Below are 23,120 nucleotides of genomic sequence, written 5' to 3'. Positions count from 1 at the left end.
CGATGGGGAGTCGCAGACGCCACCGCCGGATCAAATGGAACAGGTATGGCCGGGTCTGCAACGGATCCGGCATAATCCGCCGCACGAACTCCGGCGGCTCAGCCAGCACACCAGGGTAGGGAACGGAAGGCCGTCCCCCGCAGCGCCCTGAAACTCCTTTGCAACACGAACGCAATACCTTGCCGCATCGCCGCGCAAACGGCGGTGCCGTGGGTGTTCATCCGCGCGCCGCGTGCGCCACCTTGATCCGCAACGCCTGAGACCCCTGAATGTCCGCCCATCGCACCACCACCGCTTCGGCCGCAACCGCTTCCTTCCGCACCGCCCGGCAGCCGCGCCCCCACGCGCTGGCGCTGGCCTGCATTTCGCTGCTCGGGCTGAGCGGCGCCGCCCTGGCGCAGGACGCCAGCCCGACCTCGCTGGACGCCATCACCGTCACCGCCGACCACCGCGAGCGCAACCTGCAGGAAGTGCCGGTCTCGGTCGGCGTGGTCCAGGGCGAGCGCCTGCGCGACTACACCGCCGGCGGCGATGACACCCTGCTGGCCTTGAGTGGCCGGGTGCCGAGCTTCTACGCCGAGACCACCACCGGCCGCATCTTCCCGCGCTTCTACATCCGCGGCCTGGGCAACATCGACTTCTACCTGGGTGCGTCGCAGCCGGTGTCGATCATCCAGGATGACGTGGTGCTGGAGCACGTGGTGCTGAAGTCCAACCCGGTGTATGACGTGGACCAGATCGAAGTGCTGCGTGGCCCGCAGGGCACGTTGTTCGGCCGCAACACCACCGCCGGCATCGTCAAGTTCGACAGCATCAAGCCCAGCCAGGATTACAGCGGCCGCGTGCAGGCCAGCTACGGCAGCTACGGCAGCGTGTCGGTGGACGGCGGCTTCGGCGGCCCGATCAACGACATCGCCTCGTTCCGCGTGTCGGCGCTGTACCAGCACCGCGACGACTACGTAGACAACACCTACTCCGGCCCCAGCGCCGATGGCACGGTGTCCCCGAAGAAGAACGCCATGGGCGGCTTCGACGACCGCAACGTGCGTGCCCAGCTGCTGCTGCAGCCCAGCGATGCGTTCTCGGTGCTGGCCTCGGCGCACGCCCGTGACTACGAAGGCACCTCGACCCTGTTCCTGCGCAACGCGATCACCAAGGGTTCCAACACCACCGATGCGCCGCGCGACCAGGTGGCCTACGACGAAGCCGACAACAACCCGCAGGCGTACAAGACCTACGGCGGCTCGGTCAAGGCCGTGTACGACTTCGGCAACATTTCGCTGACCTCGATCACCGCCTACGAGACCACCTCCGGCTACAGCCGCGGTGACACCGACGGTGGCGCGGCGGCCAACTTCCCGGTCAACGGCGTGCCCAACGGGTATGGCCAGTCGATGGGGCAGATCCGCGACCTGGACCAGTGGACCCAGGAAGTGCGCCTGGCCAATGCCGATGACAACCGCCTGAAGTGGCAGGTGGGCGCGTTCTACTTCGATGGCCGCGACACCACCGATTTCTACCAGCGCGCCTGGTTCCTGCAGGGCGCTGCGCGTAACCCGAACAACTGGGTGCGCCTGCGCAACACCAATACCTCGTGGGCCGGCTTCGGCCAGGTCAGCTATGACGTGACCGACAAGTTCACCCTGACCGCCGGCCTGCGCCAGACCCGCGACGAGAAGCGTACCCGGCTGCTGAAGACCGCTGATACGGCCGCCGGGGTGGTCACCTACCGTGGCCGTACCGACGTGGAAATGGCCGACACCACCCCGAGCTGGGACGTGAGCGCGATGTACGCGTTCAACCCGCAGGTGAGCGTGTACGCCAAGGTGGCGCGTGGCTTCCGCGGCCCGACCATCCAAGGCCGTTCGGCGGTGTTCAACGCGGACTTCACCACCGCCGATTCGGAAACCATCCTGTCCTGGGAAGCGGGCGTGAAGAGCAGCCTGTGGGACAACCGCCTGCGCATGAACGCCACCGCGTTCACCTACGTGGTCAACGACATCCAGCTCAACGGCAACGATTCCAACGGCAACGGCGTGCTGTTCAATGCCGACAAAGCCAAGGCCTACGGCCTGGAAGCGGACATGGAGCTGCGCCCGATCCCGAACCTGAGCCTGAGCGCCGGCGTGAGCCTGCTGCACAGCGAAATCCAGGATGACCGCGTGTATGCGCAGGTCTGCGCGCTGAACGGCGCGGTGGTGTGCACCGTGAATGACCCGACCATCAAGGTAGGCGCCAACACGTTCGCCCAGATCAACGGCAACCCGCTGCCGAACGCGCCGAAGTACAACCTGAACTTCGCTGCGCGCTACGACTTCCCGGTCAACGACAGCGACGTGTTCTTCGTGTCCACCGACTGGAACAAGCAGGGCTATACCAGCTTCGTGCTGTATGACTCGGCCGAGTTCAACTCCAAGGGCAGCTTCGAAGGTGGCCTGAAGCTGGGTTACTCGGGCAACTACGGGGCATGGGAAGCGGCGCTGTTCGCGCGCAACATCACCAACGAGAAGAACCTCAAGGGCGTGATCGAGAACTACATGGCGGCGGTGTACAACGAACCGCGCGTTGTAGGCGTTTCGTTGAACCTCAACTGGTAAGCGGTTGAAACAAAGGCCCCGCGCAAGCGGGGCCTTTTCGTTGCGGTCCTGCGTGGCTGCGCGGTATCAACCTGCGGCGGGCAACAAGGGCGCCAGCACCGGTTCCAGCACCGCCTGCCGCCATCCCACCAGGGCCTGCGGCCACGTGCGGCTTTCCAGATAACTTTCCAGGTGCTTGCGCGAAGCCAGTACGCCATCGGGCAGGCCGAGCTCGGCGGTACGTGCGCTTACCGCGTCCTGCAGCCGCTTCAACGCCTGCTTGTTGGCATCGTTGGCCGGCAGCGCCAGTGGAGCCTCGGCCTCATCGTGCAGCGGCGTTTCCAGGGCTTCCCAGACCTGCGCGGCCAGCTTGCGCGGAGCCTTGGGGAAGCCTTCCATCAGCTTGCCCAGTGCGCCGGCATCGGCCGGCGGCGTGCGTGCCAGCAGCGCGGCCAGTTCGTTGTCCAGGATCCAGCTGCGCGGCTTGTCGCTTGCCCGTGCCTGCACGTCACGCCAGCGCAGCAGGCGCAACAGACGGCGCTGTGCGGGCGCATCCATGAACTGCGCCGAGCGCATCGCCACGTGCGGCCAGCGCTCTTCGTCCTGCTCGACACTGGCCAGCAGGCGCTCGGCATCGTCCTGCAGCCACTGGCGGCGGTCCAGCTCGCCCAGCTTCGCATCCACCACATCGTGGATCGCGAACAGGTACTCCACGTCGTCGGCGGCGTACTCCAGCTGCGAATCCGTCAGCGGGCGGCGCATCCAGTCCGAGCGGGTCTCGCCCTTGGCCAGGGTCACCCCGGTGATGGCGGTGACCAGCTTCTGGTAGCCCATCCCGCCGCCGATGCCGGCCAGCGACGCGCCGATCTGGGTGTCGAACAATGGCCGCGGCAGCACGCCGCAGGCCACCTTGAAGGTGACCAGGTCTTCGCTGGCGCTGTGCATGACCTTCAGGATCGACGTATCGGTCAGCCACGGCGCCAGCGCCTCGGTCATGCCCGGAATCAACGGGTCGATGATCAGGATTTCATCGCCGACCGCCATCTGCACCAGCGCCAGCTGCGGCCAGTAGGTGCGTTCACGGATGAATTCGGTGTCCAGCCCGATGCGGGTGGGGCGCTGGCGGTAGCGCTCGTCCAGTTCCGCCGGGGTTTTGATCCAATAGGCCACGTAGGGATTCCATCTACTGCAGGTTTGCTCAGGTGAGGGAGAATAGCCTAACGTCGAGGCCGTCCCGCCGAAGGAACCCGAATTGCGTACTCCAGGCCCTGTCCCGCTGTTGCTGGCCGCGCTGCTGCTGGCCACGACCGCCTGCTCGCCCGACGCGCCACCACCACGCCCGGCGGCGGCGCGCGCGCCCGAGCCGGCCAAACGGGTCGAGCCTTTACCGGGGCAGGTGACCATTGGCGGCGAGGATGAAGCGGAGACCGAACAGCGCTGGCAGCCGCCGGCGGTGGTCATTGCCGACGACGGCGTGGCACAGGCGCGTCGCGACGCGGCCAAGGCCTTCGACGAGGGGCGGTTGTACGCCACCGCCGCCGATGCCATTCCGATCTGGCTGGCGTTGCGCCAGCGCGACGCCAACGACCGCCAGGCCCAGGCCGGACTCACCCGTGCCCGCCAGCAGCTGCTGAAGGACGCCGCGGAGCTGTTGCAGCGGCCGCTGCAGCAGCGCGAGGCACTGGCCGAGGCCGGCGAGATCGCGTTGGTGCTGCTGGCCCTGGCCCCGGATGACCCCAAGGTGCGCCAGTTGCAGTCGCGCGTGGAGCTGGCCCAGCGGGTGGTGGCGTACAACCGCGCCGGCGAGGAGGACCTGCGCGCCGACCGCATTGGTGAAGACGGCGACGGTGCCATTCCCAACTTCCGCGAGGCGCTGGCGCTGCAGCCGGACGAGCCGCGGGCCCGGCAGGGCCTGGCCGCCGCCGAGAGCGCGCTGATCCGCCGCGCCGAAGCCGCTGCCCGCAGCGCCGATTTCGCTGCCGCCGGCACCTGGCTGGCCGAAGCGGCAAAGGTGCGCGATTCGGCACCCACCATTGCCGATGCGTTCGAACGGATCGAGGCAATCCGCGCCGCCACGCTGGTGCGCCTGCGCGACGACGGCCTGCGCGACCTGGCCAGCCCGCAGGGGCTCAAGGCAGCGCGGCAGAAGCTGGAAGACGCGCTGCGCATCGCGATGCCCGGCGACCCGGTGGTGGGCCAGCTGCGCGAACGCATCGAACTGGCCACCCACTACGGCAGTTTCCGCCCGCGCCAGGTGTTCAGCGATGCGCTGCGCGATGGCGGGCGTGGGCCGCAGATGATCGTGGTGCCGCATGGCGGCTTCCAGATGGGCGCCGGCGAAGCGGAACCGGGCGCAAGCGATGCGGAAAAGCCCTCGCACTACGTGCGCTTCGACCGCGGCTTCGCCATGGCGATCACCGAAGTAACCGTGGCCGATTACCGCCGCTACGTGCAGGCCAGCAACGCCCGGCCGCGCGCCACCCGGCGTGGCCATTCGATCATCTACGACGAACGCAGTGGCAACTTCACCCGCAGCAGCGGGGTGGACTGGCGTTCGGGATACGACGGTACCCCGGCGATCGCCAATTCGCCGGTGATGCACGTCAGCGTGCGTGATGCCGAGCACTATGCGATGTGGCTGTCCGAACAGACCGGGCGTTCCTACCGGCTGCCCAGCGAGGCCGAATTCGAGTACGCGCTGCGTGCCGGCACCAGTGGCCGCTACCCGTGGGGCAACGAGGGCACGCCGCCGCCGCTGTCGGGCAACTTCACCGGCGGCGAAGACGTATCGCCTTCCGGCCGGCGCTGGTTCAATGCCTTCGTCGGCTATGGCGATGGCTGGTGGGGCCCGGCCCCGGTGGCCACCTTCGAACCCAATGCCTGGGGCCTGCACGACATGGCCGGCAACCTCAGCGAATGGGTGGCCGACTGCTGGCACGCCAGCTACCGCCGGGCTCCGGCCGATGGCGTGGCCTGGTTCAACCCGGGCTGCCGGCAGCGGGTGATCCGCGGCGGCAACTGGGCCAATGCCCCCGAACAGACCCGCGCGGCCTGGCGGCAATCACAGGATTCGGACACGACCAGCGCCAGGATCGGGTTCCGCCTGGTTCGAGGTATCTGATACGTCGGCTTGGCGCTAGGATTGCCCCCAATGCCGGCACGGCGTGCCGGCCCCATCAGGAACCAGGACGATGAGCAGCAATCCCTATGGCGGTCAGCAGCAACGAGCACGCCGCCCCGGGCTGTTCGGCAACATCCGCTGGTGGGTGCTGCTGGCGTTTGCCGGCTATGCCGCCTTCTACTGGTTCTCCAACCGCAGCGTCGACCCTTACACCGGCGAAAACGTGCTGATCGACAGTTCGCTCGATGCCGACCAGGAAAAGGCGCTTGGTCTGCAGGCCTACCAGCAGATCCTGGCCGAGGAGCGCCCGCTGGATCCCAACGCGCAGATATCGCGCGACGTGCGCGCGATCGCCGAACGGCTGATCCGCAAAGTGGACGTGGTGGAAACCGCGCTGGCCGAAGAGCACGGCCTGAAGCCGGCGCACTTCTCGCGCGACTTCGAATGGGAGGTCAACGTGATCCAGTCCGACCAGGCCAATGCGTTCTGCCTGCCGGGCGGCAAGATGGCGGTCTACACCGGGCTGGTACCAGTGGCACAGACCCAGGATGCGATGGCGGTGGTGATGGGCCATGAAATCGCCCACGCACTGCTCCGCCATGGCGCCCAGCGCATGGCCCAGCAGAAGCTCACCCAGATCGGCCAGATGGCCGGTGCTGCCAGCGGCATGGATCCGCAGCAGCAACAGATGGTGATGTCGGCGATGGGCTACGGCTACCTGCTGCCGTACGCGCGCAGCCACGAAACCCAGGCCGATGAAGTGGGCCTGATGCTGGCGGCGGCGGCGTGCTTCGACCCGCGCGAAGCGGTGCCGCTGTGGGAGCGCATGGGCCAGGCCAGCGGCGGCCAGGCGCCGCCGGAGTTCTCGTCCACGCATCCCAACCCGGGCACCCGCATCCAGAACCTGCAGGCGCTGATGCCCAAGGCCATGGAATACCGCCAACGCTACTGCGAATCTGCAGGCGCCCCGGCGACGCAATAACGTGGGCGAAACGCGTATGCGGCCTGCTTGGACACGCATGGCGTGTCCCTACAAGGCTTACCCGCGGGTGTCTTTTACCACCACATCGATTACCCCGTCCTGCACCCGGGCCTTCAACGTATCGCCGGGTGAAACATCCAGCGGCGACCGCACCAGGCGCCCATCCTGCTCGCGGGTCAGGATGGCGTAGCCGCGCGCGACCGTGGCCAACGGGCTCACCGCTTCCATCGAACGCGCCAACGCGCGCAGGCGCAACGTATCGCGCTGCAGTTGCCGCGCCATCGCCGCCTCCGCGCGTGGCTGCACCCGCAGCAGGCGCTGTTTCAGTGCATCCAGCTGGCGTTGCGGGTGGCCATTGCGCAGCACCACCGCCGCATGCCGCAGCCGCGCCAGGCGACGCTCATGCTGCTGCTGCCACGCGCCGGCCAACCGTCGCGCCAGATCCTGCTGCCGACGCTGCAGCAGCTGCAGCCGGTTCTGCGGGCTCTGTGCGTTCAGCCGTAGCAGGGCGCGGTCGGCACGCTGCATGGCCTGGCCCAACCCATGCCGCTGCAGCTGCACCAGCCGCGCGGCGAGCCGGCGCAGGCGCAGTTGCAGGTCGCGCTGGTCCGGTACCAGCAGTTCGGCGGCCACCGATGGCGTGGGCGCGCGCAGGTCGGCGGCAAAATCGGCCAGGCTGAAGTCGGTTTCGTGGCCCACCGCCGACACCACCGGGGTATGGCTCGCCGCGATGGCACGCGCCAGTTGTTCGTCGTTGAAGGCCCACAGGTCTTCCATCGAGCCGCCGCCGCGGGTGAGCAGGATCACATCGTAACGGCCGCTGGCGTCGGCGCTGCGCAGCAGCGCGGTGATCTGCGCAGCGGCACTGTCACCCTGCACCAGGCTGGGCAGCAGGTCCACTTCCAGCAGCGGGAAGCGGCGCTCCAGCACGCTGAGCACATCGCGCACGGCTGCGCCGGTGGGCGAGGTGATCACCGCCAGCCGGCGCACATGGGCGGGCAGGGCGCGCTTGCGTTCGGCGGCGAACAGGCCTTCGGCTTCCAGCCGTGCCTTGAGCTGTTCGTAGGCGCGACGCAGTGCGCCTTCGCCGGCTTCTTCCATGTGGTCGAGCACCATCTGGTACTCGCCGCGCGCTTCGTACAGGGTCAGCCGGCCACGCGCGAGCACGCGCATGCCTTCGCGCGGCACGAATTTCAGCCACTGGCTCTTGGGCTTGAACAACGCCGCGCGGATCTGCGCACGTGCATCCTTCAACGTGAAGTACATGTGGCCCGAGGCCGGGCGGGTCACGCTGCCCAGCTCGGCTTCCACCCACACCATCGGGAACGTGCCTTCCAGCAGGTCGCGGGCCAGGATGTTGAGCTGGCTGGGCGTGAGGATCTGCGCGCTACGGTCCATGGACGGTCAAACAGTACGAACGGGTGCCCATGGTCGCATGCCGGGGCGAGGTGCGTGTGTGCGGCGCTCAGCCGCCGTTGTCGAGCCGGGCGTGCTGCTGCAGTGCCCACTGCACGTGTTCGCGTACCAGCGCGGAGTCATGTCCGACGCGGGCGTGCAGCGCGGCCAGCGTGTCCGGATGGCCTGGCGCATTGCCCAGTGCCACCGCGATGTTGCGCAGCCAGCGCTCATGCCCGCTGCGGCGGATCGGGCTGCCTTCGGTGCGGCGCAGGAATTCGTCTTCCTCCCACGCGAACAGCTCGGCCAGCGTGGCGGTATCGAGCGCGTTGCGGGCGCGGAAATCCGGCTCGTCAGTGCGCCGCGCGAACTTGTTCCAGGGGCACACCAGCTGGCAATCGTCACAGCCGTAGATGCGGTTGCCCATCAGCGGGCGCATGTCTTCGGGAATGGCGCCATCGTGTTCGATGGTGAGATAGGAAATGCAGCGCCGCGCATCCAGCCGTTGCGGGCCGATGATGGCCTGGGTGGGGCAGACATCGATGCAGCGGGTGCAGGTGCCGCAGTGCGCGCTTGCCGGCGCATCCACCGGCAACGGCAGGTCGATGTAGATCTCGCCCAGGAAGAACCACGAACCGCCCTGGCGGTCGATCAGGCAGGTGTGCTTGCCGATCCAGCCCAGCCCGGCGTTGCGTGCCAGCGCACGCTCCAGCACCGGCGCCGAATCGACGAACACCCGGTACCCGAACGTGCCGATCTCCGCGGCCAGCGCATCGGCGAATTTCTGCAGGCGGTTGCGCATGAGCTTGTGGTAATCGCGGCCCAACGCATACCGCGCCACGTAGGCGCGGTTGCCGTCATGCAGCGTGTTCCAGGCCTCGGTGTCGTCCTTGTGGCCGTAATCCATGCCTACTGAAATCACCCGCACGGTGCCGGGCAGCAGTTCGGCCGGGCGCGCGCGGAGCGTGCCGTGGCGTGCCATCCAGTCCATGGTGCCGTACAGGCCCTGGCCCAGCCAGTCGGCCAGGTGCGCTTCGTCGTCGGTCAGGTCGATGCCGGACACGCCGCAGCGCTGGAAGCCATGCTGCCGCGCAAGCGCGCGCACCCGTTCGGCGGCACGGGCCAGGTCGAGCGGGGCGGGCAGGGGAACAGCGGACATGCAGCAAGTATAGAATCCCGGCATGCACGAACTCGATGAACTGTTCGATGTCGCCGCCGCGCGCCGTCTCGATGCCCAGGCCAGCGCGCTGCTGGGCGATGGCGGCGCCGGGCTGATGGAGCAGGCCGGCACGGCCGCCTGGCAGTGCCTGCTGGAGCGCTGGCCGCAGGCGCAGCGGCTGTGCGTGGCGGCCGGTGCGGGCAACAACGGCGGCGACGGCTACGTGCTGGCGCGGCTCGCCCGGCAGGCCGGGCGCCAGGTGCAGGTGCTGCGGCTGGCCGATGCCGGCGCGCGGACGGAGCTGGCTGAACGGGCCCGCGCGGCGTATCTCGCTGTGGGCGGGCAGGAAACCCCGTTCGCAGAGGAATTGCCTGCCGCTGACATCGTGGTCGATGCACTGTTCGGCATCGGCCTGAACCGCGCGCCGAACGGCGATGCGGCGCGCCTGATCGCGGCGATCAACGACAGCGGGCTGCCCGTGCTTTCGCTGGATGTGCCCAGTGGCGTGGACGCGCGTACCGGCGCGGTGCCCGGGGTTGCGGTGCGCGCCACGATCACCCTGCAGTTCATCGTCCGTCACCAGGGCCTGTACACCGCAGATGCGCTGGAATACATCGGTGGCCGCCGGCTGGCACCGCTATCGGTGCCCGACGGTTCGCAGCGGGGCATCGCTCCGGCAGCGTGTCTGTGGTTGCCTTCCCGGCTGTCCACGCAGCTGCCGCCGCGCCGTGCCAACACGCACAAAGGCGAATCCGGCCATGTGCTGTGCGTGGGCGGCAACGCCGGCAGTGGAGGCGCGGTGATGCTGGCCGCAGAATCGGCGCTGCGCGCTGGCGCCGGGCTGGTCAGCGTGGCCACCCAGGCGCAGCACATCGCGCCGCTGCTGGCGCGCCTGCCCGAAGCCATGGCCCACCCGGTGCAGGAGGCGCAGGACCTGCAGGCGCTGCTGCCGCGCGCGAAAGTGATCGCGATCGGCCCCGGGCTGGGCCAGGACGACTGGGCCCACGAGCTGTGGCGGCAGGTGCTGGCCAGCGGCAAGCCGCTGGTGATCGATGCCGATGCGTTGAACCTGCTGGCCGCCACGCCGCAGACGCTGCACGACGCGATTCTCACCCCGCACCCGGGCGAGGCGGCGCGGCTGCTGGGTACCGACACCGCCCAGGTACAGGCCGACCGTTTCGCTGCCGCTGCGGCACTGGCCGCGCGTTTCAATGCCGTGGTGGTGCTCAAGGGCGCCGGCACGATCGTGGCCGCACCGCATCAACGCCCCCGGGTGATCGCCGCCGGCAACCCGGGCATGGCGGTGGGTGGCATGGGCGACCTGCTCACCGGCATCATTGCCGCACTGCGCGCGCAGGGGCTGGACGCGTTCGACGCGGCCAGCAGCGGTGCGCTGCTGCACAGCCTGGCCGGCGATGACGCGGCCAGCGAAGGCCAGCGTGGCCTGCTCCCCACCGACCTGCTGGTGCCGCTGCGCCGGCGGGTGAACCCGGAACCGTGACGCCCATGATTGAGTTCTTCCTGGCACAACCGCAGGACACCGACCTGCTCGGCCAATGGCTGGCGGCCACCCGACCCCCGCACGCGGTGGTTGAGTTGAGAGGTGACCTGGGTGCCGGCAAGTCCACCCTGGCCCGGGCGCTGCTGCGCGCGTTGGGCGTGCAGGGCAACGTCCGCAGCCCCACCTACACGCTGGTCGAGCGCTATCCGCTGAGCGATGGTCATGAAGCCTGGCACCTGGACCTGTACCGGATCGGGCAGGCTGAAGAACTGGATTTCCTCGGCCTGGACGAGGGCAGTGCCTCGCTGTGGCTGGTGGAATGGCCCGAGCGCGGGGCCGGCGCACTGCCGCCCACCGACCTGATCGTGGCGCTGGAGATCGAGGGGCAGGGCCGTCGCGCGCGGCTGGGCGCGGCCAGTGCGGCAGGACATGAATGGCTGGAACGGCTTCCGCAAGGGGGCGACTTGCAGGCCCTTTCTGTCGGCTGACAGTAGGAAACACCCCCAGGTTACGGATTATTAAGGGAAAAGGTGTTGCTTTTCATTCAGCGCAGTGATTGAATCCGTACCCATGCCAATGGGGAAGCCACTCACTGCCATCTGCGCCGCCGTCGGACTCTGTCTGGCGAGCGCGATGTCGTGGGCGGGCGAAGTCCGCCAGGTGGCCCTGGAGACCGGTTCGACCGGCACCCGCGCCGAGATCGCGCTGTCCGGCAGCGGCGGCTACAAGACCCTCACCCTGGCCGGCCCGAACCGGTTGGTGGTCGATTTCCCCGATTCCAGCGCGGTGCGCAACCTCAAGCTGCCTGCGCCCAAGGGCGTGGTCACGGCGGTACGCACCGGGCAGCCGGTGCCCGGCACGTTCCGGGTGGTGTTCGACCTGGCCGAATCGGTGGCGCCGTTCAAGCCGCAGCTGGTCAAGCAGGGCGAGGATGCGCGGCTGGTGATCGAGTGGCCGGGCGATGCGCCGGCCAGCGTGGCCCGCGCGCCCGTGCCCGCTACCCCGGCACCGCTCACTGCAGCGAACAGCACGGTGCCAGGCAGCGTGCCTGCGCCTGCGCCGATGGCGGCGCAGACCAACACCGCGCCGGTGCCTGCAACCACCCAGACCCTGCCGCCGACGCCGGCCGAAGCGGCGCAGGCGCGCAATGACGCCGCCCGCGCCACGGCGCTGTTGACCGCGTCGGTGCGGCAACAGGCCAGCGCCAGCGCCGCCACGCCGGTGCCGACCCCGGCCGCGCCGACCGCGACCACCGTCAACGTGGCAGCGGCTGGCACCGCCAACGCGGCCAGCAATTCCGCGTCGCCCGCCGCCATCCTGGCCGGCCAGCCGACGGCGGCCACCGTGCCGGTGCCGGCCACCGTGGTGCCGGCGCAGCCGCCGCGCCCGGTAATGCCCAGCGATGCGTCGCGGGTCAAGATGCAGTCGGGCATGCGCCCGCTGGTGGTGGCGATCGATCCCGGCCACGGCGGCCAGGATCCGGGTGCGGTGGGGCCGACCGGCAAGCGCGAAAAAGACATCACGCTGGCGGTGGCCCGTGAGCTGGCTCGCCAGGTCAATGCGACGCCGGGCCTGAAGGCGTTCCTCACCCGCGATACCGACGTATTCATTCCGCTGCCGATGCGCGCGCAGAAGGCGCGTTCGGCCAAGGCTGACATCTTCATCTCGATCCACGCCGATGCTGCGGAAAACCGCGCGGCGACGGGTTCGTCGGTATACGTGCTGTCGACCAAGGGTGCGTCGTCGCAGCGTGCGCGCTGGCTGGCGGACAAGGAAAACGCGGCTGATCTGGTCGGTGGCGTGCGCCTGCAGCAGACCGAGGGCACGCTGGCCAATGTGCTGCTCGACCTGGCCCAGAGCGGTTACATGAAGGCCTCCGAAGACGCGGCCGGGCATGTGCTGGGCGGGCTGAAGCGGATCGGCAAGAACCACAAGCCGGCAATTGAACGGGCCAACTTCGCGGTGCTGCGCACCTCGGACATGCCGGCGATGCTGGTGGAAACGGCCTTCATCTCCAACCCGGACGAAGAGCGCCGCCTGATGGACCCGGCCTACCAACGCCAGATCGCTGGTGCGGTGCTGGATGGCGTGCATACGTTCTTCAGCCGCCAGCCTCCGCCAGGCACGCTCTACGCGGCCCGCGCCCAGGCCGAAATAGACGCCGCCAGTACGGTCGCCGGCGGCAGCAAATAAAAACCCGCTTCGGCGGGTTTTTTTGTGGCGTCTGCCCGGCCCCGACGCACCCACTGGGGGCCCATGGTTGATTGATCCGGGTATCCGGACGTTACGTAACGGTTCGTAGCCCCGGCCGTTGGCCGGACACCGCGCGCAGCGCGGCCCAAGCGTCCGGAGCTCGACCTGCTCTCGATGGCGGCCATGCATCCGGGTGTAAACCCGAAAAGAAACCGCGTATCAGGCGTCATGAACGCCTGACGGGCGTCTTCGGAACGCGTAAACGCCGGGGGGAAGGCCGCAACCGATGAATCGTCGGCTCCGGACGCTTGGGCCGCGCTGCGCGCGGTGTCCGGCCAACGGCCGGGGCTACGAATTTTTACGGGCCCATGGGGATCGGGATCAATCGACCATGGGCCCATTGGCCAATCGATATCGGAATCCATCCCCACGATCCGGATATCATTCCCGCATGACCATCCGCCAGCTTCCCGAAATCCTCATCAATCAGATCGCCGCGGGCGAAGTCGTTGAACGCCCGGCGTCGGTGGTCAAGGAACTGGTGGAAAACGCGCTCGATGCCGGTGCCACCCGCGTGGATATCGACCTGGAAGAGGGTGGGGTGCGGTTGATCCGCATCCGTGACGACGGAGGTGGCATCGCGCCGGAAGAACTGCCGCTGGCGGTGTCGCGGCATGCCACCAGCAAGATCGCCAGTCTGGATGACCTGGAAGCGGTGGCCACGCTGGGCTTCCGTGGCGAGGCGCTGCCGTCGATCGCGTCGGTGAGCCGCTTTACCCTGGCCTCGCGCCGGCGCAGTGACGAGCATGGCTCGGCGCTGCAGATCGAAGGCGGCAAGCTGGGCGAAGTCACCCCGCGCGCGCATGCACCGGGCACCACGGTGGAAGTGCGCGAGCTGTTCTACAACGTGCCGGCTCGCCGCAAATTCCTGCGCGCCGAGCGGACCGAACTGGGCCACATCGAAGAATGGCTGCGTTCGCTGGCGCTCGCGCGGCCGGACGTGGAGCTGCGCGTATCGCACAACGGCAAGCCGTCGCGGCGCTACAAGCCGGGGGATCTGTATTCCGATGCGCGGCTGGGCGAAACGCTGGGCGAAGACTTCGCCACCCAGGCCATGCGCGTGGACCACAGCGGTGCCGGCCTGCGCCTGCATGGCTGGATCGCGCAGCCGCATTATTCGCGCGCCAGCACCGACCAGCAGTACCTGTACGTCAACGGTCGTTCGGTGCGCGACCGCAGCGTGGCCCATGCGGTGAAGATGGCCTACGGCGATGTGCTGTTCCATGGCCGCCAACCCGCGTACGTGCTGTTCCTGGAGCTGGACCCGACCCGGGTGGACGTCAACGTGCACCCGGCCAAACATGAAGTGCGTTTCCGCGATTCGAGGTTGATCCATGACTTCGTCTACCGCACGTTGAAGGAAGCGCTGGCTGAAACCCGTGCGGGCATGACCGCGACGGGTGCGGGCAGCGAGGGCGTCGCCGAGGCTGCAGCGCCTGCCTATGCCAGTGCGGCCGCCGGGACGGGGTACGCTTTGGCGGGCGGTGGCGGTGGTGGCATGGGCAACACGGCCTGGCGCCCGCAGCAGTCGCCGCTGGGCCTGCGCGTGGCCGATGCCCCGTCGGCCTACGCAGCGCTGTATGCGCGCCCGGCCGGCAGCGATGCCTCGCTGCCGCCGATGCCCAGCGAGAACGGCCTGCCGGTCACCGCGGCCGACAGTGGCGTGCCGCCGCTGGGCTATGCAGTGGCGCAGCTGCACGGCATCTACATCCTGGCCGAGAACGCCGAAGGCCTGATCGTGGTGGACATGCATGCCGCCCACGAGCGGATCGGCTATGAGCGGCTGAAGACCGCGCACGATGCCACCGGCCTGCATGCGCAGCCGCTGCTGGTGCCGATCACCCTGGCAGTGGGCGAGCGCGATGCCGATACCGCCGAGCGCGAAGCCGATACGCTGACCGCGCTGGGGTTCGAGATCACCCGGTCCGGTCCCGGTTCGCTGCATGTGCGCAGCATTCCCGCGCTGCTGGCCAACGCCGAGCCGGAAGGGCTGCTGCGCGATGTGCTCACCGACCTGCGCGAGCACGGCCAGAGCCGGCGCATCGCCAGTGCGCGCGACGAACTGTTGTCGACCATGGCCTGCCACGGTGCGGTGCGCGCCAACCGGCGGCTGACCCTGCCGGAAATGAACGCGCTGCTGCGCGACATGGAAATTACCGAGCGGTCCGGCCAATGCAACCACGGCCGGCCCACCTGGGCCCGTTTTTCACTGGCGGAAATCGACCGCTGGTTCCTGCGCGGACGTTGAAGGGGAGCACGATGCGTACTTGGGGATGGGGACTTGGCGCGGCAGTGCTGGCGCTGGGCCTGGCAGGGTGTGGCGATAAAGAAGCCGCGCCGGCGCCGGCGGCGGTGGATCCGGCATTCGCCGCCGAACAGCAGCAATGGCGACAGCAGCGCTACACCGAGCTGCACGCGCCCGATGGCTGGACCAGCCTGGTCGGCCTGCATTGGCTGGAGCACAAAGCGCACTACATCGGCAGCGGCCCCGGCAGCGGCATCCGCCTGGCCGTGGGCCCGGCCAAGCTGGGCATGGTGGCGCACCGTGGCGACATACTCACCTTCACCCCCGAGCGCGGTGCGGCACTGACCGTGGACGGGAAGCCGCTCACCGGGCAGATCCGTTTCCAGAGCGACCGCGATCCGGCGCCTACGCTTATCGGCTTCGATGATGGCAAGGGCCAGCTCAGCCTGATCCACCGTGGCGAGCGCTATGCGCTGCGGGTCAAGCATGCCGACGCCTATTCGCGCACCGGCTTCACCGGCCTGAACTACTGGCCGGGTGGTCCGGACTGGCGCATCAGCGCGCGGTTTGTTCCGCACACGGCCGGCAAGACCCTGCCGATCGTGGACATCACCGGCCTCACCACCGAGATGCCGAATTCGGGTGCACTGGAATTCGAGCGCGATGGAAAGGCCTGGCGGCTGGAAGCGCTGGGTGAGCCGGGGCGCGAGCTGTTCGTGATCTTCGGCGACCGCACCAGCGGCCATGGCAGTTACCCGGCTGGCCGCTACCTGGACCTGCCCGCACCGGATGCGAGCGGCAAGGTGGTGATTGATTTCAACCACGCCTACAACCCGCCGTGTGCGTTCACGCCGTTCGCCACGTGCCCACTGACCCCGCCGGAAAACCGCCTGGACCTGAAGGTCGAAGCCGGTGAGCAGGCCTACCACACACCCTAGGGAGGGGTTTGAGCATGACGATGCTGAAGCGACTGGCGGCCCCGCTGCTGCTGGCGACCAGCCTGCTGCTGGCTAGCGCAACCACGATGGCCGCCGCGCCGGCGGCAAAACCCACCGCGCCGGTGCCGCTGTTGTGGAAGGTGACCGGCCCGGGCGACAGCCGGGTGTACCTGCTGGGATCGTTCCATCTGCTGCGTGCCGACGATTATCCGCTGGCGGCCGACGTGGACCAGGCCTTCGCGGCGTCCAAGCGCGTGGTGTTCGAACTCTCGCCGCAGGACATGCAGTCGCCGGACCTGACCCGCAAGATGCTGCAGGCGGCGATGCGCACCGATGGCAGCGAACTCAGGCGTGACCTGGACGACGCCACCTGGACCAAGCTGCAGGCCTACGCGCGCGACAACAACCTGCCGCTGGCACAGTTGCAGGGCATGAAGCCGTGGTTCGTCGGGCTGACCATCACGCTGTCGCAGTTCGCCAAGATGGGCCTGGACCCGGCGCTGGGGCTGGATCGGCATTTCATGACGCGCGCCGCCGATGCGGGCAAGCCGACAAGCGGCCTGGAAGACATCGATACGCAGGTGGCGGTGCTCTCCGGCATGTCCGCGCAGGAGCAGCAGCAGATGGTGGCCGAGGCGCTGGACCAGGCCAGCGAGGCCGATGCGATGGGTCGCAAGCTGCACGATGCCTGGCGCCGTGGCGACGACAAGCTGCTGTGGACCTCGATGGCCGCGGAAATGCGCGGCGAGTACCCGCAGCTGTACAAGCGCATCAATACCGACCGCAACAATGCGTGGGTACCCAAGCTGGAGCAGCAGCTCAAGGCCGGGCAGGGCGGCACACTGGTGGTGGTGGGCTCGCTGCACCTGCTGGGCGATGATGGCGTCGTCGAAAAGCTGCGCGCCAAGGGCTACCAGGTGGAGCGGATCTGCACCGGCTGTGCCAAACCCAAGCGCTGATTTCCACGGGGCGCAAATGAAAAAGGCGCGGCCGTGAGGCTGCGCCTTTTTCATGCGGCCCGGCGCTGCCGGGCGAAGCAGTCAACGGCGGGTCTTGCCGGCCGTGGGGGCTTCGGGCTTGCCGGTGCCCGTACCGGTGCCGGTCTGGGTACCCGGCGGACGCGGGCCGAAGCCGCCGCCCATGTTGCGCTGGAAGTCCTGCCAAAGCTCCAGGTTGCGTTCGGTGAGCTGGTTCATCATCGCCCACGGGGTCTGGCCGAGCAGGTTGCCCATCTGCTGACGGAACTGCTGCTGCTGGTCCAGGAAGACCTGCATGCTGCGCTCCAGGTAGTTGCCCATGAAGCCCTGCAGCGAATCGCCATAGAACCGGATCAGCTGGCTGAGCAGCTGGGTGGAGAGCATGGGCTCACCGTCCTGTTCCTGGTCGGCGATGATCTGCAGCAACACTGAACGGGTCAGGTCGTCGCCGCTCTTGGCGTCGCGGACTTCGAAGTCCTCGCCGTCCAGGATGAGCTGGCGCACGTCCTCGATGGTGATGTAACTGGAAATCTCGGTGTCGTAGAGACGGCGGTTGGGATACTTCTTGATGATGCGGTTCGCAGCCATGAAGCAATCACTCGTCAGCGTAGGCGCGAAGCATGGCGCAGCGCAGCACCGGTTGCAACCGCCTTTGGTCACTTGTACCGATTGTTCATGCTGCGCAGCAAAGACTGCAACATAAATGAGGTTGCGCAACCGGTGCTGCGCTGGGCCCTGCTTCGCTGCCCACGTTTTGCTGCGCAAAACGTGGGCCCCCGCGGCATTCCTCCTATTCCCCGCGCCTTCGGCGCGCCCCCTTTAACAAAAGGGGGCTCCTCCTGCGGTGGGCGGGCGGGTGAAGTGCAGCATTTTTTTGGCGCTATGCCGGTAGCGCCGGCCGTGGGAACCTGTGGTGGGGGTAACGGTGTAACCGTTACCAGCCCATGTGGTGGCCGCCGTTGATGTCGAGGTTGGAGCCGGTGATCCAGGCGGCTTCTTCGGCGACCAGGAAGGCCACCGCGTAGGCGATTTCCTCGGGCTTGCCGAGGCGGCCGGTGGGGATGTCGGCGATGATCTTGGCGCGTACCTCGTCGGGCACGGCCATCACCATGTCGGTGGCGACGTAGCCGGGCGAGATGGTGTTGACGGTGATGCCGAAGCCGGCATTCTCGCGCGCCAGCGAGATGGTGAAGCCGTGCATGCCGGCCTTGGCGGCGGCGTAGTTGGCCTGGCCATACTGGCCCTTCAGGCCGTTGATCGAGCTGATCTGGATCACCCGGCCCCAGCCGCGGCGGCGCATGCCTTCAATGACCGGGCGGGTCACGTTGAACACCGAATTGAGGTTGGTGTTGATCACGTCGTGCCACTGGTCGGCGCGCATGCGGTGGAAGGTGGTGTCGCGGGTGATGCCGGCGTTGTTGACCAGGATCTCGACCGGGCCCAGCGCGGCTTCCACCGCGTGCACCATCTGTTCGGCGGTAGCCGGATCGGAGACGTCGCCGGGGAAGATCGCCACGTCGCAGCCGCGCGCCAGCATCTTCTCGCGCCAGGCCAGGGCCTTGGCCTCGTCACGGTAGTTGGTGGCAACCCGATGGCCCTGGTCGGCCAGACGTTGGCAGATGGCGGAACCGATACCGCCGGTACCACCGGTGACCAGTGCGACGCGAGATGTCATGAGCAGCTACTCCGGGGCCAACAGGGGGGGGACAGCGATTCTGCAACATCGCGGCGGAAAATGGGCGGCTCAGCAGGCGTCGGCGTCTAGGCGGATGTCACCCGGTGGCAATCGCGCCGGGTCGAAGCCGGCAACGGCCCGATCGAGGAGCTCGGCAACGCTGCGGCAGCCCTGCAGGCGTGCGGGATCCTGGCCAAGCTGCGCCCAGGCCTGCTGCAGGGCGGGCAGGGGACGATCGGCATCGACCGGGCGCGCGGCGGCGGATTTGGACAGTTTGAGCCCGTCCGGCTCCAGCAGCAGCGGCAGGTGCAGGTAGCGCGGGGTGGGCAGCCCCAGCGCCTGCTGCAGCAGGATCTGGCGCGGCGTGGAATCGAGAAGGTCAGCGCCGCGTACCACGTCGGTGATGGCCTGGTCACCGTCGTCGACCACCACGGCCAACTGGTAGGCCCAGTAGCCGTCCGCCCGGCGCAGCACGAAGTCGCCGACCATGGCATGCACGTCCTGGCGAACCCGGCCGCGCAGGCCGTCGTCGAACGCGACCACGCTGCCCGGCGGCACGCGCAGGCGGATGGCCGGTCGGGCGCGTTCAGTACGTGCCACGCAGTAATGATGAATACCCTGCTGGTCGGCCAGTTCGGTACGGCTGCAGTGGCAGGCAAAGGCCTTGTCCTCGGCCAGCAGGCGGTCCAGTGCGGCCTGGTAGAGGGCGTCGCGCTGGCTCTGGTGGACGATGGCGTCATCGCTGCGCAGGCCGAAGGCGGCCAGGGCGGCCAGTTGCTGGTCGATGGCGCCAGGCACGGTGCGGGGCGGGTCGACGTCTTCGACCCGGACCAGCCACTGGCCACGGGCGTGCCGGGCCAGCAGCCAGCTGCCGAAGGCGGCGAGCAGCGAGCCGGCGTGGAGGGGGCCGGTGGGCGAGGGGGCGAAGCGCCCGCGGTAGGCAGTCATGGACATGAACTATGAATCGTCGGTCAGGTTGCGACTTGAATTCAACATGAAGTCCCCGCAGATTTGCACCAACACCCACCTTAAAGCGTCCTTTTCCCATGTTCAGTCGTATTGCCCTGTTCCTCGCGACCAACTTCGCCGTGTTGATCCTGGCAGGCTTCGTAATGCGCCTGGCCGGTATCGATCCGGCAAGCATGAGCGGCCTGCTGGTGGTTGCGGCCATCTTCGGCTTCGGCGGGTCGCTGATCTCGCTGCTGCTGTCCAAGTGGATGGCCAAGCGTTCCACCGGCGCGGTAGTGATCACCGAGCCGCGCAACCAGACCGAGCGCTGGCTGCTGGCCACCGTGGAGCGCCAGGCGCGCGAAGCCGGTATCGGCATGCCGGAAGTGGCAGTCTATGACGGCCCGGAAATCAACGCGTTCGCGACCGGTGCCAACCGCAACAACGCGCTGGTGGCGGTCTCCACGGGCCTGCTGCAGAACATGAGCGAGGACGAGGCCGAGGCGGTACTGGGCCATGAAATCGCGCACGTGGCCAACGGTGACATGATCACCATGGCGCTGCTGCAGGGCGTGCTCAACACGTTCGTGATCGTCCTGGCGCGCGTGGTCGGCGGCATCATCGACAGTGCGCTGTCGGGCAACCGCGAAGGCGGCGGCCGCGGCTTTGCCTACTTCATCATCGTGTTCGTGCTGGAAATGGTGTTCGGCCTGTTCGCGACCATGATCGCCATGTGGTTCTCGCGCCATCGCGAGTTCCGCGCCGACGCGGGCGGTGCGCACCTGGCCGGCCGCCAGAAGATGATCGCTGCACTGGAACGTCTGAAGCTCAATCACGGTCAGAGCACCCTGCCGACCCAGATCGCCGCGTTCGGCATCGCCGGCGCCACTGCCAAGAAACTGTTCCTGAGCCACCCGCCGCTGGAAGAGCGTATTGCCGCGCTGAAGGCCGCGAGCAACACCGTGGCCTGATCCAGTAGTGGTTGGTTTGAATGAAGCGCCCGGCCGGTTGGTCGGGCGTTTTCTTTTTCCGGCATTGGTAGGTACCGACCGTTGGTCGGTGCGCAATGCAGAAAGCCTTCGCCTGCCGGGCTTCCCGCGCTGGGGGCACTAGCGTTTTCATTCTCTGCGCGCGGGGGCGCGGGGTGGGAGGGGGTAGCGGGGCACGCGTGAACCCATCCATGGGGCTTATCGCAGCATCCATGCTGCTCAAAGCCCCGCTACCCCCTCCCACCCCGCGCCCCCAGACAGATCGCGCCGGCGGTGACGAAGTCCACGGCAGGTGGCGATCTGTGGAGCGACTTGTTACTTCGTAGAGCCACGCCATGCGTGGCTGAGCAGCCAAGAATGCGGGGGCTCGCGCGATGCTTTTGATCTTGTATCCGGTCGTCGCAGAGAACTGAGGGGGCGAGGGCGGGGATGCCCTGGCCGGACTTTGAGCGGCATGGATGCCGCGATAAGCCCCATGGATGGGTTCACGCGTGTCCGGCCAGGGCATCCCCGTCCTCGCCCCGCGCGGGAACAACGGAACAGCCAACGCTCTACGCGCGGAGGAAAAAAAACGGCGCCCGAAGGCGCCGTCGCGTGAATCTCACATCAATCCGATCAGAACTTCGCGTCGAACTCAGCAGCGTAGCCGGTGTTGACCAGCACCTTCTGCAGGATGTCGGTGTTCTTCACGTTGCCGGCCACGATCTGCTGGGTTTCCGGGCCACGGCTGTCCATGCGGCCCGGGGTGGCGCCCTTGAAGTCGCAGACGCGGCCGCCGGCCTCGCGGACCAGCAGTACGCCGGCGGCGATGTCCCAGGCTTTCACGCCCGCTTCGAAGTAGGCGTCGGCGCGACCGCAGGCCACGTAGGCCAGGTCCAGCGCGGCCGAACCGGTGCGGCGCACGTCTTCGGCGTGGACCAGCAGCGCGTCCACCGCCTTCAGCTGGGCGCTGGTGCGGTTGCGCTCGCGCGGGGCGAAACCGGTATGGATCATCGCGCCCGCCAGGTCCTTGCGGTCGGCCACGCGGATGCGGCGGTCGTTCAGGACCGCACCGGCGCCACGGCTGGCGGTGAACAGTTCATTGCGGAGCGGATCGAAGATCACCGCGTCGATCGGCTCGCCGTTTTCGACCAGGGCAATGGAGACGCAGTAGTGCGGGAAGCCGCGGAGGTAGTTGCTGGTGCCGTCGAGCGGGTCGATGACCCACATGTAGCGGTTGACGGCCTGCACGCCGCCTTCCTCGCCCATGATCCCGTACTCGGGATAGGCGCGCTTGAGTTCCTTGACGATCACCTTTTCCGCATCCGCATCGACTTCACTGGCATAGTCCATGCGCCCCTTCTGCACGACGTTCAACGCCTCCAGCTTGTTGATGTTGCGCAACAGGACGTTGCCGGCGAGGCGGGCGGCCTTGACCATGACGGTGACGGCGGGTTTCTGCATGGCGAAAAGCTCCCGGAAAGGCAGAGTAGGGGGTACTGGCGGGGGAAAAGAGCGGTCCCGGCGCAGAGGCCGGTCACACAGTTTACCATTTGTGACTGTCCTGCTCGCGTTTGGCCTGTTCATGTCCACTGAATCCGCTTCCTCCCGTATCCGTTTCGTCCTCGTGGGCACCCAGCACCCCGGCAACATGGGCGCCGCCGCGCGTGCCATGAAGACCATGGGGCTGGGCCGGCTGGTGCTGGTCGCCCCCGAAAAGCCGCTGGATGAGGAAGCCTTCCGCCGCTCGGCCGGCGCCGAGGACGTGCTGGGCGACGCCCCGGTCGTGGCCACCCTGGCCGAAGCCGTGGCCGACTGCCGGCTGGTGCTCGGCTGCACCGCCCGCGCCCGCCGCGTCCAGCTGGAAGAACTGCTGCCCGGCGTGGCCGCCCAGCGCGCCTTGGCCAAGGCGGCCGAGGTTGATGGCGAGGTCGCCTTCGTATTCGGTCGCGAGCGTACCGGCCTGACCAATGAAGAACTGCAGCTGTGCCACCTGGCCGTGCACATTCCTTCCAACCCGGAGTTCAGCTCGCTGAACCTCGCCGCCGCCGTGCAGGTGCTGGCCTACGAGCTGCGCATGGCCAGCCTGGGTGGGGTGGAAGCGGCCGCGCCGGCCGATCCTGAACATCGTGAACAGCCGGCCAGCCACGCCCAGGTCGAAGGCCTGTTCGGCCAGCTCGGCCAGACCCTGGACGAGATCGACTTCCACAAGGGCCGCGCCCCGGATTCGGCCATGCGCAAACTGCGCCGGCTGTTCCTGCGCACCGAACTGAGCGAACAGGAAGTGCGGCTGCTGCGCGGCATTCTGGCCGACGCCCAGCGGATGGCACGTCTGGCGAACGCTAAACCGGAATGACCTGACGCACGTCTCACTTTTTCGGG

General features: G+C 68.0%; 18 protein-coding genes. 11 read left to right on the top strand and 7 right to left on the bottom strand.

What is annotated here, in order from left to right; all coding sequences use genetic code 11:
- Positions 1 to 269 precede the first annotated feature (269 nt).
- Positions 270 to 2,597, top strand: a complete 2,328-nt coding sequence (locus V9K91_RS06455) for a TonB-dependent receptor (RefSeq protein ID WP_336443279.1) — start codon at positions 270 to 272, stop codon at positions 2,595 to 2,597.
- Positions 2,598 to 2,663: 66 nt separating this feature from the next.
- On the opposite strand, the gene rnd is transcribed toward V9K91_RS06455, so the two are convergent.
- Positions 2,664 to 3,746, bottom strand: coding sequence for a ribonuclease D (rnd, locus tag V9K91_RS06450; protein WP_336443280.1), 1,083 nt, complete (start codon positions 3,744 to 3,746; stop codon positions 2,664 to 2,666).
- A 226-nt stretch (positions 3,747 to 3,972) separates the two neighbouring features.
- Here rnd and V9K91_RS06445 point away from each other — a divergent pair, with 226 nt between their 5' ends.
- Positions 3,973 to 5,697, top strand: a complete 1,725-nt coding sequence (locus tag V9K91_RS06445; protein WP_336443337.1) for a formylglycine-generating enzyme family protein — start codon at positions 3,973 to 3,975, stop codon at positions 5,695 to 5,697.
- 70 nt (positions 5,698 to 5,767) lie between these two features.
- Positions 5,768 to 6,679, top strand: a complete 912-nt coding sequence (locus tag V9K91_RS06440) for a M48 family metallopeptidase (protein ID WP_068853288.1) — start codon at positions 5,768 to 5,770, stop codon at positions 6,677 to 6,679.
- Between the two features lie 57 nt (positions 6,680 to 6,736).
- Here the strand turns inward: V9K91_RS06440 and xseA are convergent, their stop codons facing one another.
- Both xseA and queG read right to left on the bottom strand, forming a co-directional pair.
- Positions 6,737 to 8,077, bottom strand: coding sequence for an exodeoxyribonuclease VII large subunit (xseA, locus tag V9K91_RS06435; RefSeq protein ID WP_336443281.1), 1,341 nt, complete (start codon positions 8,075 to 8,077; stop codon positions 6,737 to 6,739).
- 67 nt (positions 8,078 to 8,144) lie between these two features.
- The gene (gene queG, locus V9K91_RS06430; RefSeq protein ID WP_336443282.1) at positions 8,145 to 9,233 is read right to left on the bottom strand and encodes a tRNA epoxyqueuosine(34) reductase QueG; all 1,089 of its coding nucleotides are present in this window, start codon (positions 9,231 to 9,233) and stop codon (positions 8,145 to 8,147) included.
- A 22-nt stretch (positions 9,234 to 9,255) separates the two neighbouring features.
- Here queG and V9K91_RS06425 point away from each other — a divergent pair, with 22 nt between their 5' ends.
- From V9K91_RS06425 to V9K91_RS06400, 6 genes are all read left to right on the top strand, one after another.
- Positions 9,256 to 10,734, top strand: coding sequence for an NAD(P)H-hydrate dehydratase (locus tag V9K91_RS06425; protein ID WP_336443283.1), 1,479 nt, complete (start codon positions 9,256 to 9,258; stop codon positions 10,732 to 10,734).
- 5 nt (positions 10,735 to 10,739) lie between these two features.
- Positions 10,740 to 11,222: a tRNA (adenosine(37)-N6)-threonylcarbamoyltransferase complex ATPase subunit type 1 TsaE gene (gene tsaE / locus V9K91_RS06420; protein ID WP_093536353.1), complete on the top strand. Its 483-nt coding sequence runs from the start codon at positions 10,740 to 10,742 to the stop codon at positions 11,220 to 11,222.
- Between the two features lie 88 nt (positions 11,223 to 11,310).
- The gene (locus V9K91_RS06415) at positions 11,311 to 12,927 is read left to right on the top strand and encodes an N-acetylmuramoyl-L-alanine amidase (RefSeq protein WP_336443284.1); all 1,617 of its coding nucleotides are present in this window, start codon (positions 11,311 to 11,313) and stop codon (positions 12,925 to 12,927) included.
- Positions 12,928 to 13,378: 451 nt separating this feature from the next.
- Positions 13,379 to 15,235, top strand: a complete 1,857-nt coding sequence (gene mutL, locus V9K91_RS06410; protein ID WP_336443285.1) for a DNA mismatch repair endonuclease MutL — start codon at positions 13,379 to 13,381, stop codon at positions 15,233 to 15,235.
- An 11-nt stretch (positions 15,236 to 15,246) separates the two neighbouring features.
- Positions 15,247 to 16,170 (top strand): DUF1684 domain-containing protein, encoded by a 924-nt coding sequence (locus tag V9K91_RS06405; protein WP_336443286.1) that lies wholly within the window; start codon positions 15,247 to 15,249, stop codon positions 16,168 to 16,170.
- A 14-nt stretch (positions 16,171 to 16,184) separates the two neighbouring features.
- Positions 16,185 to 17,129, top strand: coding sequence for a TraB/GumN family protein (locus tag V9K91_RS06400; protein ID WP_336443287.1), 945 nt, complete (start codon positions 16,185 to 16,187; stop codon positions 17,127 to 17,129).
- A gap of 81 nt (positions 17,130 to 17,210) precedes the next feature.
- On the opposite strand, the gene phaR is transcribed toward V9K91_RS06400, so the two are convergent.
- From phaR to gluQRS, 3 genes are all read right to left on the bottom strand, one after another.
- On the bottom strand, positions 17,211 to 17,735 hold the full coding sequence (gene phaR / locus V9K91_RS06395; protein WP_068853272.1) for a polyhydroxyalkanoate synthesis repressor PhaR: 525 nt from the start codon (positions 17,733 to 17,735) through the stop codon (positions 17,211 to 17,213).
- A 346-nt stretch (positions 17,736 to 18,081) separates the two neighbouring features.
- The gene (locus V9K91_RS06390; RefSeq protein WP_210130705.1) at positions 18,082 to 18,822 is read right to left on the bottom strand and encodes a beta-ketoacyl-ACP reductase; all 741 of its coding nucleotides are present in this window, start codon (positions 18,820 to 18,822) and stop codon (positions 18,082 to 18,084) included.
- A 69-nt stretch (positions 18,823 to 18,891) separates the two neighbouring features.
- Positions 18,892 to 19,776 (bottom strand): tRNA glutamyl-Q(34) synthetase GluQRS, encoded by an 885-nt coding sequence (gluQRS, locus tag V9K91_RS06385; protein ID WP_336443288.1) that lies wholly within the window; start codon positions 19,774 to 19,776, stop codon positions 18,892 to 18,894.
- Positions 19,777 to 19,868: 92 nt separating this feature from the next.
- Here gluQRS and htpX point away from each other — a divergent pair, with 92 nt between their 5' ends.
- Positions 19,869 to 20,741, top strand: coding sequence for a protease HtpX (htpX, locus tag V9K91_RS06380; protein WP_068853266.1), 873 nt, complete (start codon positions 19,869 to 19,871; stop codon positions 20,739 to 20,741).
- 633 nt (positions 20,742 to 21,374) lie between these two features.
- On the opposite strand, the gene V9K91_RS06375 is transcribed toward htpX, so the two are convergent.
- On the bottom strand, positions 21,375 to 22,202 hold the full coding sequence (locus V9K91_RS06375; RefSeq protein ID WP_068853263.1) for an inositol monophosphatase family protein: 828 nt from the start codon (positions 22,200 to 22,202) through the stop codon (positions 21,375 to 21,377).
- Between the two features lie 121 nt (positions 22,203 to 22,323).
- Between V9K91_RS06375 and V9K91_RS06370 the strand changes: the two genes are divergently transcribed.
- Positions 22,324 to 23,094: an RNA methyltransferase gene (locus tag V9K91_RS06370; protein ID WP_093532577.1), complete on the top strand. Its 771-nt coding sequence runs from the start codon at positions 22,324 to 22,326 to the stop codon at positions 23,092 to 23,094.
- Positions 23,095 to 23,120 lie beyond the last annotated feature (26 nt).

Source organism: Stenotrophomonas sp. CCNWLW57, assembly GCF_037203925.1.
GTDB lineage: Bacteria > Pseudomonadota > Gammaproteobacteria > Xanthomonadales > Xanthomonadaceae > Stenotrophomonas > Stenotrophomonas rhizophila_A.
The sequence above is the reverse complement of the archived record's forward strand: the minus strand, read 5'-3'. Positions and strand labels throughout refer to the sequence as shown.

Excerpts from the sequence above, each read along its gene's own strand:
- mutL (WP_336443285.1), top strand. The coding sequence starts at position 13,379 with ATGACCATCCGCCAGCTTCCCGAAATCCTCATCAATCAGATCGCCGCG.
- V9K91_RS06390 (WP_210130705.1), bottom strand. The coding sequence starts at position 18,822 with ATGACATCTCGCGTCGCACTGGTCACCGGTGGTACCGGCGGTATCGGT.
- V9K91_RS06440 (WP_068853288.1), top strand. The coding sequence starts at position 5,768 with ATGAGCAGCAATCCCTATGGCGGTCAGCAGCAACGAGCACGCCGCCCC.
- V9K91_RS06415 (WP_336443284.1), top strand. The coding sequence starts at position 11,311 with ATGGGGAAGCCACTCACTGCCATCTGCGCCGCCGTCGGACTCTGTCTG.
- xseA (WP_336443281.1), bottom strand. The coding sequence starts at position 8,077 with ATGGACCGTAGCGCGCAGATCCTCACGCCCAGCCAGCTCAACATCCTG.
- phaR (WP_068853272.1), bottom strand. The coding sequence starts at position 17,735 with ATGGCTGCGAACCGCATCATCAAGAAGTATCCCAACCGCCGTCTCTAC.
- V9K91_RS06405 (WP_336443286.1), top strand. The coding sequence starts at position 15,247 with ATGCGTACTTGGGGATGGGGACTTGGCGCGGCAGTGCTGGCGCTGGGC.
- V9K91_RS06375 (WP_068853263.1), bottom strand. The coding sequence starts at position 22,202 with ATGCAGAAACCCGCCGTCACCGTCATGGTCAAGGCCGCCCGCCTCGCC.
- V9K91_RS06400 (WP_336443287.1), top strand. The coding sequence starts at position 16,185 with ATGACGATGCTGAAGCGACTGGCGGCCCCGCTGCTGCTGGCGACCAGC.
- gluQRS (WP_336443288.1), bottom strand. The coding sequence starts at position 19,776 with ATGTCCATGACTGCCTACCGCGGGCGCTTCGCCCCCTCGCCCACCGGC.
- V9K91_RS06370 (WP_093532577.1), top strand. The coding sequence starts at position 22,324 with ATGTCCACTGAATCCGCTTCCTCCCGTATCCGTTTCGTCCTCGTGGGC.
- queG (WP_336443282.1), bottom strand. The coding sequence starts at position 9,233 with ATGTCCGCTGTTCCCCTGCCCGCCCCGCTCGACCTGGCCCGTGCCGCC.
- tsaE (WP_093536353.1), top strand. The coding sequence starts at position 10,740 with ATGATTGAGTTCTTCCTGGCACAACCGCAGGACACCGACCTGCTCGGC.
- V9K91_RS06455 (WP_336443279.1), top strand. The coding sequence starts at position 270 with ATGTCCGCCCATCGCACCACCACCGCTTCGGCCGCAACCGCTTCCTTC.
- htpX (WP_068853266.1), top strand. The coding sequence starts at position 19,869 with ATGTTCAGTCGTATTGCCCTGTTCCTCGCGACCAACTTCGCCGTGTTG.
- V9K91_RS06425 (WP_336443283.1), top strand. The coding sequence starts at position 9,256 with ATGCACGAACTCGATGAACTGTTCGATGTCGCCGCCGCGCGCCGTCTC.